Origin of the sequence: Sphingobacterium athyrii (assembly GCF_003071065.1) — a bacterium.
In the GTDB taxonomy this organism is placed as follows: domain Bacteria; phylum Bacteroidota; class Bacteroidia; order Sphingobacteriales; family Sphingobacteriaceae; genus Sphingobacterium; species Sphingobacterium athyrii.
On record NZ_QCXX01000001.1, the window covers coordinates 1,075,026 to 1,086,399 of the forward strand.

The 11,374-nt window shown below is 42.6% G+C and carries 8 protein-coding genes; all 8 read right to left on the reverse strand.

Going from position 1 to position 11,374, the window contains the following annotated elements; genetic code table 11:
* Positions 1 to 42 precede the first annotated feature (42 nt).
* The 8 genes from DCO56_RS04720 to DCO56_RS04755 all read right to left on the reverse strand — a co-directional run bounded on the left by DCO56_RS04720 (position 43) and on the right by DCO56_RS04755 (position 11,158).
* On the reverse strand, positions 43 to 3,966 hold the full coding sequence (locus DCO56_RS04720; protein ID WP_108632551.1) for an ATP-binding protein: 3,924 nt from the start codon (positions 3,964 to 3,966) through the stop codon (positions 43 to 45).
* A gap of 104 nt (positions 3,967 to 4,070) precedes the next feature.
* On the reverse strand, positions 4,071 to 5,537 hold the full coding sequence (locus tag DCO56_RS04725; RefSeq protein ID WP_108632552.1) for a tetratricopeptide repeat protein: 1,467 nt from the start codon (positions 5,535 to 5,537) through the stop codon (positions 4,071 to 4,073).
* A 573-nt stretch (positions 5,538 to 6,110) separates the two neighbouring features.
* Positions 6,111 to 7,142: an ACR3 family arsenite efflux transporter gene (gene arsB, locus DCO56_RS04730; protein WP_108632553.1), complete on the reverse strand. Its 1,032-nt coding sequence runs from the start codon at positions 7,140 to 7,142 to the stop codon at positions 6,111 to 6,113.
* Between the two features lie 3 nt (positions 7,143 to 7,145).
* Positions 7,146 to 7,757 (reverse strand): arsenate-mycothiol transferase ArsC, encoded by a 612-nt coding sequence (locus tag DCO56_RS04735; protein WP_108632554.1) that lies wholly within the window; start codon positions 7,755 to 7,757, stop codon positions 7,146 to 7,148.
* Between the two features lie 38 nt (positions 7,758 to 7,795).
* Positions 7,796 to 8,269 (reverse strand): DUF6428 family protein, encoded by a 474-nt coding sequence (locus tag DCO56_RS04740; protein WP_108632555.1) that lies wholly within the window; start codon positions 8,267 to 8,269, stop codon positions 7,796 to 7,798.
* A gap of 57 nt (positions 8,270 to 8,326) precedes the next feature.
* A complete protein-coding gene (locus DCO56_RS04745) occupies positions 8,327 to 8,656 on the reverse strand; it encodes an ArsR/SmtB family transcription factor (RefSeq protein ID WP_108632948.1) in 330 nt (109 codons plus the stop codon).
* A 284-nt stretch (positions 8,657 to 8,940) separates the two neighbouring features.
* Positions 8,941 to 10,947 (reverse strand): BCCT family transporter, encoded by a 2,007-nt coding sequence (locus DCO56_RS04750; RefSeq protein ID WP_108632556.1) that lies wholly within the window; start codon positions 10,945 to 10,947, stop codon positions 8,941 to 8,943.
* Positions 10,948 to 10,993: 46 nt separating this feature from the next.
* Positions 10,994 to 11,158 carry a hypothetical protein gene (locus tag DCO56_RS04755; RefSeq protein ID WP_181390454.1) on the reverse strand — a complete coding sequence of 55 codons (165 nt, stop codon included), beginning with the start codon at positions 11,156 to 11,158 and terminating at the stop codon, positions 10,994 to 10,996.
* Positions 11,159 to 11,374 lie beyond the last annotated feature (216 nt).

Below are 11,374 nucleotides of genomic sequence, written 5' to 3' on the forward strand. Positions count from 1 at the left end.
CCAATTTGGATCAAAACCCAAAAAAAACTAAACATCAACAACTTACTTAAAACTATCCATATAAGACTTTGGCGGCATACCAAATTCCGACTGAAAGCATTTTGAGAAATACGAAGCATTGGAGAAACCGACCATATACATGACTTCAGCCACGGTAAACTTTTTTTGCTGCAGCAATAAGGCTGCTTTTTTGATGCGGATGCTACGGATATATTCTACCGGTGTATAGCCTGTCAGCTGTTTGATCTTGCGGTAAAGCTGTTTGGCGGCCACATCCGTCAGGTCGCTGAGGCGCTGAACCGAAAACTCAGAATCATCGATATGCTCTTCGATGCGCTGTGTCACCTGTGTCAGGAACTTTTCATCTGGCGATTGCACAGCGAGAGGCTCCGCTGGTTTGCTGATTTCGTCGATACGCAATTGCGTTACGAGTTTTTCTTTTCTGTCCAATAGCTGGAGCAATTGCATCTGGAGGATTTCCAAATCAAAAGGTTTGGTCATATAAGCATCTACTCCGGCCGTCACCCATTCGCGCTGGATCAGGTCATCATGCTGTGCCGTCAGCAGGATGATCGGTATTGTTGCTGTAGCCGTATTTTGGCGAAGCTTTCTGACCATTTCAATTCCACCCATATTGGGCATCATGGCGTCCGTGATGACAATATCGGGCATAAAAGTATGTCCATCGATCAAGTGCAGCGCCTGACGGCCGTCCCCTACAATGCTACAATCATACGTCGTTTGTAAAGCGTTTACCAAGAAATCAGCAAGTTCGGCATTATCTTCGACGATCAGCAGTTTAGGTTTGTCGCCCCGATCACGATTTCCCGCATCTACCTTAGGGTTATCCTCCTTGTACGTATCGTCTATGCGAGCTAGTTTCAAGTGAAGTGTCACTTTGGTTCCCTCCTGATTACTTGCTATCCCGATGTTCCAGCCCAACTGATCACAATAGCTTTTGACCAAGAATAAGCCGACCCCGGTCCCCTGCACCCCACTCACCTCTTTTAAGGAAGAGCGGTAGAATTTGCTAAAAACATAAGGCAGGTCATCCAAAGCGATTCCAATTCCGGTATCCTCCACGACCAATTGCACGTCGGTATCCCTTGCCCGCAGGGAAACATCCACCCTTCCATCCGGCCGATTGTATTTGCAGGCATTCGCAAGCAGGTTATTGACGATCGATCCCAGTTTGGCCACATCCGTTTGTACAAAAAAACTTTCCAAATCACTATCAAATCGAATGGCGAGGGTTGTATACTCAGGGAGCTGCTGCCAGTCTTCGGTGATCTGCCTGAGATAAGGCACAAGGTCAATCTGTGATGTAAGCAGTCCCTGCAGCGGTGTTTCCTGCTGCTCCACCCGATCAAAGGTCATGAGTTCCTGAATCAGGTGACTGATTTTTAAGGCATTTCGGTGTACGCCATCCAGCTGTTTCTTTTTATCGCTGTTTTTTGTCTGCCGCATCAGTTGGCTCACGGGCGCCAGGATTAAGCTCAATGGTGTTTTCAGCTCATGTGATATGGCTGCCAGAAAGTCCATTTTCATCTTTGTTAATTCGAGCACCTTCCGTCGCTCCCGCCGCTCCCATTTCAAGGTATTGCGCACCCGGAAAAAATTGACGATCCAAAACAACAGGCAGACTGCGATAAGCATATAAACGCCCTTAGCCCAATATGAGGCATACCAAGGATAGCGAATCCGGATATGATAGGTATAAATTTCAGAAACAACATGGCCAGCAATATCCACTTTGGCCAACTGTAAATCATAGCTACCCGAATTTAAATTGGATAGCAGCACCTTATTATCGCCACGTTCCATGGGGATCCAGGTTTCGTTTTGACCTTTAAAGGCATAGGCCAGGCGATAGCCGGGATGATTTCCGTAGTCCAAGTCCGAAAATTCAAGCCTAAGGTTGTTCTGATCGTGATCCAACGTAATTTCATTGCGGTAACGTAAGCCATAGCCATAATTACCGAAAAGTTCATTGTTGATATACATTGCAGTAAGTACGATCTTTTTTGATCGCCCGATACCTTCAGGCTCCTTTTGGGCAGGTAGCAACACCACTTCATCAATTCCACCGAGCACCACCTCAGCCCTTTCGGCATCGTAATACATGGACGAAATCCGTTGTCCATAGCGCAGCAGTTCGGCTTTGAGGCTTTTCTTATTGATCTGCCAGACCCCAGCATTTGTGGCCACCCAAATAGCGTCATCCACTTCGACCATGGCTGTGACCTCGCCCCTACCAACAGGGTCAAAGCGAATCCGTTTACTTTTCCCTTCTGCGCCGATCTGTCTTAGCTCGCCGTGCTCACCTATCCATAGCGTGTGCTGCTTATCTTTCAGCATAAAGGTCGCCCGCGTAAAGGACTGTCCGGCATTATCTTTCAATTCACTTATCTTGCCGGTGCCCCTATCAATGCTACTGATACCCTTATTATAAAATAAGGCCAGCATCTTGCCCCGGCCATTGTCGACGATCTGGTTGGCAAAATCTTCCAAAAGCCCGTCCGCTTTACTAAAATTCTTGCTTGCCGTGATTGGCCCCTTTGTTTCCAATAGCGTATTGCGGTTGACGACAAATATCCCCCCCATGTAGGAGGCAATCCACAGATTATCCGCCTCATCTTCCAGAATATCGTACGCCCACTTTGCATTTCTTCGCCCACTGGCGTCTAAGATCGTAAAGTTTCTGAATTGCTGGCTATGGGCATCAAAAACATTTACTCCGCCATCAGAAGCAATCCACACCAAACCGCTACGATCCTCATAAATATCCCGAATACGATTATGGGTCAGACGATAGTCCTTGGCATCCATGCGATACCAAAAGCTTTCCGAAGCGCGGCCGCCCAATCCATGGCTACGGATCAAGCCATTATCCCCGCCCAGCCAGTACCATCCCTTGCGGTCCTTTGAAATTTTGTAAAAACGGTTGCCGTCACTGCTTGACGTCAATTGGTAGATGGGTAATATTTTTTCCACCTTACGGTTTGACCATAAGGAAAAGCCGAGATCGGTGCCCAGCCAGATATTTTCCGATCGGTCTTTAAAGATACTCCATACTATATTGTTGGCCAGTGAGTTTCTATTGCGCGAATCATGTTTAATCCGCGTGACCAACTGCCGATCCAGCTGATAGCTAAACAGACCATCATCCGTCCCCACGAGTAAAGTGCTTTTGTCCTTGGAGGCCATTGCCTTGATCGGATGATTCTGAAGCACCGGGGTCTTTCGGAGCGTAGAGGAGCTATTTTCATACAGATACAGGCCGTATTCGGTCCCGATAAAAGTTTTGGTAGACCCCTTGATGGTAAATATCGAATTCACAAATTGATTGCTTCCCGGTCTATAATCAGGGAGTACCAACGGCAATGCCTCTTTTTTGGCAGGGTTCAATTCAAAGAGCCCATTATACGTACCGATTAAGAGCCTATCCCCGACCTGATCGAGGGCATAAACAGCAGTTTTGATCTTATTTTTAGCGACAGATTTGCCATAATCCACAAGCTGCCGCGTCGCGATATCATAGCAGTATAAACCAGCGATCGAACCTATCCACAATTTATCACCCGCGCGTAGTAAAGCCCTGACATCCGAAGGCCCACCTGCCGGAAAAGATTCAAAGCGATCTTGCTGATAATTGTAAAGCAGCACACCTTGTCCGGTACCCAGCGCAAAGCGCTTGTCGTCTATCAGCGCAATACAGTAGACAAAGGTCTGAAAAGGAGATTTGGCCCCGGTGAGCGCCTGTAAAGAATAGCCATCGTAATTAAAAAGACCATTATTACTGCCCAGCCAGAGCATTCCCAAACTATCCTGCGCAAAGGAATGCACCGTATTTGCATTCGTTCCCAACGAAATATTCCGAAAAGAAGGCTGATACAGTGATTGCCCAAGGAGGGAGCTACTGATCAACGAACTGACAAATAAACAATAGAAATAAAAAGAATGCATGATATACGCGCTATACTACAAACTTAATTAATTCCCCATCGTTTTCAATTATTTCCTACATTTCCGCTACAAAAAGATTCCTCAGGCTGTTATCAAACTCAACATTATCCCTTCTCTGCCAACCCGCGCATCCAGGTGTTGAAATCTGCATCCGAAGGGATTTCAAGCTTCTTGCGCAACCTGTTCTTGCGAACCTGTACAGCCCGGATCGTGACAAAGGTATATTCCGCGATGTTCTTTGTCGAAAAATTAAGAAAAGCCATGGCACAAAACTCCAGTTCCGTCGTTCTGATATTGGGGTCAAGGGTTTTCAGGGCCTGGATAAACTGCGGGTAGAGTTCAGCAAATAATGTCAGGAATTCCGGATTATTACTTTTGGCCAGGTCGATCAGATTATTGAACTTGTTTTCGCCGATCTGCTCTGTAAGCTCCTTGTTGAGGGTTTCTGTTTCCTGTAGCGCCTCTTCCTTTTGTCCCAACAGCTTACGGTTGTGCCTTACGCGCCATACAAAAAATGTAACGGCAATAATAAGCACTATCAGGATGATTATTGAAATCCTAAGAGATTTCGATACCTTGGTATCAGATTCCTCGTCTTTTAATTTCAAAATCTGATTGAGCACCTGATCAACGACCTGTCTATTTTCCCTTTCCAAAGAATCGTTGAGCCGGCTAAAGGCCATTTCGTATTCATCGGCTTTAGTTTTGTCTAAATTGCCCTCTCGATAACAATCAGCTAACTGCCTATAGGAATTTTTAATTCCATTTCTGATACCGATCTTTCTTTTATTTTCTAGACTCTTTTCATAAAAAACCGCTGCTTGTTTATAATTTCCTTTCGCTAGTTCCAAATTCCCAGAAAGTTGCATTGTATTAAACAATACTGGAATTTTATATTTTTCCACGAGCGCCATGGCTTTATCCAGGTATCGTTGCGCGTTCGAGAAATCACGTTTGTTAAGATATAACTGTCCCAAATTATCATAAACGATCAAATAACGCATTGGTTCTTTTTTTTCATCAAAATCTCGCAAGTTTTCCAATTGAAGAAGGCTATATTTTTCCACGGAGTCGAGTTGTTTTAAATGATCGAAAACAACACTTAAATTTTCATAGGTAAACTGATAGGATAGTTTTTGTTTCAGGCCCGTTAGATTCTTGATTAAGCCCAACTGTAAACGAAATTCCCGTACGGCTTGCTGATACAACATTAGCCCGCCGTAAGCTCTTCCCAACACCCGATGTACTTCGGATTGCATAAGTATTTTCTCCTTATAATGGTTCGTACTCTTAATAAGTTCAAGATGCTTGAGTCCCTCTTTGAAAAGTCCCAGATTTACAAGCCCTTCTGCTATATAAAAGCGCGACTTTGCCTTTCCGTCATCATAGTTAGCTGCGTTAGATAAATTAAGCGCTTCTATTGCAGTTTCCAGATGCGGTAACAATTGGCCTGCATCAATTAATTCTTTTGTTTTTTTCAAAAGTGAATCAACCTCTTGCTTTTTGCTATCGTTAGCAAATGTTTTAAGCGTCAACAGGCATAAAATAAATAATAAAAATTGTCTTTTCATCGTATTATTAGGTCATCATTTAATTTATAAGGTAGATATCGCTAAATTCCAGGTCTAAATTAACGTTTTTTTTTAGACAATACTTTCGTTTTTCAATAAAAAAAAATGTGCTTTCCGACTATTTTTATTCTTCATTGTGTGTTGTTCGTCTCAACAACTACAAAATTGTCGTTTAATCATATAGAAATCAGCAATACACATATCTATCACAAATATATCTCTTCTTTTCCAACAGATAGTAAACAATATCACTTTCTGGCCGGAGATCACTTCGGACTAGATTTGAGAACTAAAAAAGGAGTTCGAATCCATCTTCGAATGTTAGTATTACAAAAAAAGCTAGATCAAAGCGTCGGTTAAAACCATACCTTTACTGATCCCTGATTCAAGTTCCTGATAATAACCTTCAGCCTGTAGATTACGGTATAGCTTGTGATTTACTACTCAGTAGACGGATACGCGCACAATAGTTTAACCTATTCTGCAAGTACTGATAGTCGTCGTAATATGGCAGCTGCCGAGCTGTTCGACACCGTTGTTCTACTTACAACAATTTTTGCTCCGGTTACAGGATCAACTATAATACTTACTCTTTAACCATAAACTTGCCCTTACCAATAATATCAGGACAGGCACTTCCACCAGCGGACCGATAACCCCTACAAAAGCCTGCGGAGAGTGTATTCCGAATACAGCTATAGCAACGGCTATGGCCAGTTCAAAATTATTTCCCGTTGCAGTAAAGGCAATAGAAGCATTCTTTTCATAAGGAACATTCATCGATCGATTGATAAAAAAGCTGAGAAAAAACATGGATACAAAATAGATCACCAAGGGGATAGCCACTTTAACAACGTCCATAGGTAGTTCCAATATTTTACCACCTTTGAGACTGAACATCAACACGATGGTAAAGAATAATGCATATAACGTGACAGGTGAAACCTTGGGTATAAACTTCCTGTTGAACCATTCTTTTCCATGTATACTGATCAGTATATATCGGCTTACAAATCCAGCCAAAAAGGGAATTCCAAGATAGATCAGAACACTTTGCGTCACATCCTTTATCGATACACTTACGTCGAATTCAGCCAACCCCAACTTACTGGGCAGGATATTGATAAACAACCAGACCATAAAGCTGTAGGTGAAAACCTGAAAGATACTGTTCAGCGCTATTAGCAGGGCCGCATATTCCCTGTTCCCCTTTGCCAGGTCATTCCAGACAATCACCATAGCGATGCACCTTGCCAGTCCGATAAGGATCAATCCGACCATATAGTCAGGCTCATTCCGTAAAAAAATAACCGCCAGTGCAAACATAAGGACTGGGCCGATGACCCAGTTAAGTAAAAGTGAAATGCCAATAGCCTTTTTATCCTTCACCGCTAACGGGAGAATCGAGTAGTCCACCTTTGCAAGTGGCGGGTACATCATCAGGATCAAACCGATTGCCAGCGGAATATTGGTTGCCCCAACGGAAAGGGAGTTCGTAACATGAGCTATTCCGGGGAAATAATGACCTATCCCAACGCCGATTGCCATAGCAAGAAATATCCATAGGGTAAGATAGCGGTCAAGAAATTTTAGTTTTGGCTGCATAGGTTACTTTTTGATCTGTGAAAAGACGTAGAACATCTCGCGGGCAATCTCCAGGCTCCGTTGCCGGTAAACTGCTGTCTGTTCGGGCGTACCATCCGAAATCTTTGGATCTTCATATTTTATAGAAAATCTTGCCTCGGCACCCATCACCAGGGGGCACCCTTCATCGGCATTACTACATGTCATGATAGCTCCAAATCCGCTCGCCGGATTGAACCTGTTGTCGTAAACTTTTGAAAAGCACATGATCGGCGGTTCATTTAAGGCATACTTAACAGCATAGACGGGATTGCTGCCCTCTGCCAATTGGAGGATCTCAAAACCCTGGCTGGCGAGTGTTTCTGCGACCTTCGGGAACATCGCCGTGGCTTCCGTTCCGCCAGAATAGCAGAACAGATCTTTCAATCCAAAATGATAGGCCATGGTTTGTGCCCATACCTGCGAGAGGTGGCTCCTGCGGCTATTGTGGGTACAGATGAAATTTAAACGGATACGTTCCCCATTGTCCACTTTCTCATTTAAATAGGCTATTAAGGGTTGTAGGCATATCTTCCTTTCCGCTGGCACATTTTCAGCCGAAAATCCTCCTATTGTTTTTAGTATGTTATCGTTCATGTTTTCTCGACTTAATTTTTTCTTTTGTGCCGCGATTTTTAGCAACAGCCACTTCCGGGGGTACATGAAGAACCGGGATTGACACCGAGCTGTACGAGGTTTATCTTTTGTTTTTCAGCAGGGATCCCACAGCCATCCTGCGCCAGGCATGTCGTGGTCTTATTTTTCAGCACAAATGTCTTTCCGTCAAAGCCGAGGTCATATTTGCCGATCGTACCACTTTGGTATTCTACCTCGATGTCGCCGTCTTCAAGCCCCAGCTTTTCTTCCGAAAGTTTGATGATATTTAATAGTTTTCCGGGTTTTAGACGATGTTCGTAATCGTCCGCATTCCATAGCTGAAAATTGACAGACTTTTCTTTACGGATCACTCCGCCACAGTCAATGAAGTTTTTGGTGATCTGACCAACTTCGGTTACGTGGAAGTACTCCGGTACAAATGTACCATCTTCCAGCTTAAACGCTACATTTTCTAATCCCTGTAGGATTTCCTTGATTTCTGATAGTTTCATGATCCTATAATTAAATGTTATATTGCTATTTTACGATGATATTATAAAAAAAAATGCCTAACAGCATTTCCTGGCGCAGACATCCTGGTCAAAGAACAAATTGAACTGCTTTTGAAATTCTTTCCAGATTTTTTCGTCAATGCAATAACAGACGGACTTTCCTTCAATCGTTCCCTGAATGACGCCAATATTTTTAAGTTCTTTTAAGTGCTGGGAGATCGTTGCCTGGGCAAGCCCCAACTCCTCAACCAAGTCATTACAGATACAGGTTTTCTGATCGATAATATACTGGAGGATGGCAATCCTTGCAGGATGACCAAGTATTTTAAGCATCAAGCCCAGCTTGTTGTGTTCTGCACTGTATATTTCTGTCCTTGTTATTCCCATTACAATTTTATCATATCGCAATATTACGATATATATTTCTAATGTGCAAATATTTATTATAAAAACCTTCATCCTTTTTCTCCAAGAAAAAATAATCCTCAACCTAGTCTTCAAGTAATAGAACTAAACTATGATCTGATGTAATCATTTTAATTTCTATTCCATGGAAAAAGCAAGCGATTTGCGACCTCTTGTCCTTGCGAACATTAAAAACGAAATTTTGGCTTGCCTTATTGGCGCCATGACCATGATCCCTTATCCTTTACCAGTGCGCTTTTGGACCTTCATCTTAAATTTTTATTTGCATTGCTGCTGATAAACATTTCATTCTTCTCTTCGGAAATAATTTCCAAAAAGCGTTCATAGTGTTTGAGCACATCACTGATCAGCTCATTCTTGGTAAAATACTGCACATCATATCCCTCACGGGCATCTCCAAAATAAGATTTTGGGAAATAAGTTTTCTTGTCTTCGAGATCGGGTAGATTATCCTCTTCCATGACATAATCCGAAACTACTTTTACCTGGTTCTTTACACCATATATAAAGTTATTGACCACATCGTAGCGGATTTCAATTTCAATAGTGCCCGGACTATCTACTTTTTTGATCTTCGCTTCGATCCCATTCTGTTTAAATTCTGACTGAAGTTCTTCGAATGCTAGCTTTACCGTCGTATCGATAAATTGATCAACAGAAGCACTGCTTTTGAACGAAATGATCTGTTTTAAGCGGTCCTTCCAAAATTCTCCCGACCAAGGGACAGTGCTTACCGAAAAATCCCGATCATAATAGCTGCGGTCTATAACAAGAGCTTTGACCAAGCTGACACAGAAAAGTAGCATAATCATAGAAAATGGTAAAGCTGTAATAAGCGTCATGGTCTGCAAGGCCTGCAAGCCCCCGGTATTTAGTAGCATCAGGGCCAGGATAGCCAGTAGCGCTCCCCAAAAAACCATCTGCCATTTGGGCGATCTGGCTGCATTCTTGGTCGCGATACTGTTCATCACGAGTATTCCTGAATCTGCAGAGGTTACAAAAAATATGACGATGATCAGAATGACCAGGTAACTAACCAGCTCAGAGAGTGGCAGAAAATCCAAAAACTTGAACATCAATGCATCGGGATTATCTGCCAAAGCACTCAAAGCACCCTTTGCAATGTTGATGTCAAACCAGATTGCACTATTGCCAAAAACAGACATCCATATGAAATTAAATAAAGTCGGGATAATCAGCACGGCAGCGACAAATTCGCGAATGGTACGCCCTTTTGAAATTTTAGCAATAAACAGGCCCACATAGGGTGACCAGGATATCCACCAGGCCCAATAGAGAATCGTCCAATTGTAAAACCAGGGTAAGGTGGCCTCGTCATAAACATGTGTATCGAAAGTCAGACCGAAAAAATTGTTGATATAATTTCCGATCCCCTCTGTAAAACTTCCGATAAGATAAACAGTCGGCCCGAGAAAGAGCACAAACAACAAAAGTACAACCACCGCGATGACATTGATGCTACTCAATAGCTTTACGCCTTTATCCACCCCTGAAGTTGCGGATATAATTGAGAGCAGGGTCAAGATCCCCACAATAATGATCTGGTAGGTAAAACTGCTTTCGGCCACAATTCCCAAGGTCTGTAAGCCTGCATTCACCTGTACCACGCCAAATCCTAAGGTCGTGGTAATACCAAAGAAAGTACTGCACAGCGCAAATACATCAATGGCATTGCCCATTTTTCCATTGATCTTGTTCTTTAAGAGCGGATAAAAACAGCTGCGAAGTGAAAGCGGCAGTCGGTAGCGGTAGGCAAAGTATGATAAAGCCAATCCTACCACGCCATAAATAGCCCAGGCATGGATACCCCAGTGAAAGAACGTATACAGCTGTGCATTTTTAGCGCGATTAATATAGTGATTTGCTGCAAAGACATCGGTCGAATAATGCTGCATGGGCTCGGCTACACTAAAATACATTAATCCGATACCCATACCCGCTGCGAATAGCATTGAAATCCAGGAGAAGAACGAGTATTCCGGTTTACTATCGTTGCTACCCAGCTTCGTCTTTCCAAATTTGCTAAACATCAGATAGACCAGAAAGATAACAAACAGCGTCACAGCCCAGACGTAGACCCAATTGAGGTTAACAAAAATAAATTCCTTGACCGTATCTAACAGACGTACAGTCAACGTAGGAAGAAACACAGATAACAGGCATACCCCTATGATAAAGATCAAGCTAGGGATAACAATACCTTTATTAAAAGTCGATTTGGAAAAGATCACTCGATTTTATTTTATATAAATGAGAAAGCGTAGATCCAAGGTTGATCTACGCTGTTAAATTACTTCTATGAATTACTCCGGACCATGAACCTACCAAATAAATAAGTAAAGCAGAAAGTACGGCAGTAATAATACGAGGAGCCCAAGCAATGGCTGAGGAGATAAATCTATCCCAATGTTGTTGGACTTCGTTTAATTCTAAGTTGTTCATAAGCACGAATTTTATTAAAAATGTAAGGCAAAGGAATTAATATCGTTAAATTTTAATTTTATTTCAAATAAAAAGTATTTTATTTACATTTTTAACAATTGGAAAACCCGATTGTTCACAAAAAAATGAAATTCATGATGGTATATCCGCTCTTATGCTGGCTCAGAATTCTTATAATATTGTTGTGCAACATTTGTAGACAGATACCTTAGCGAA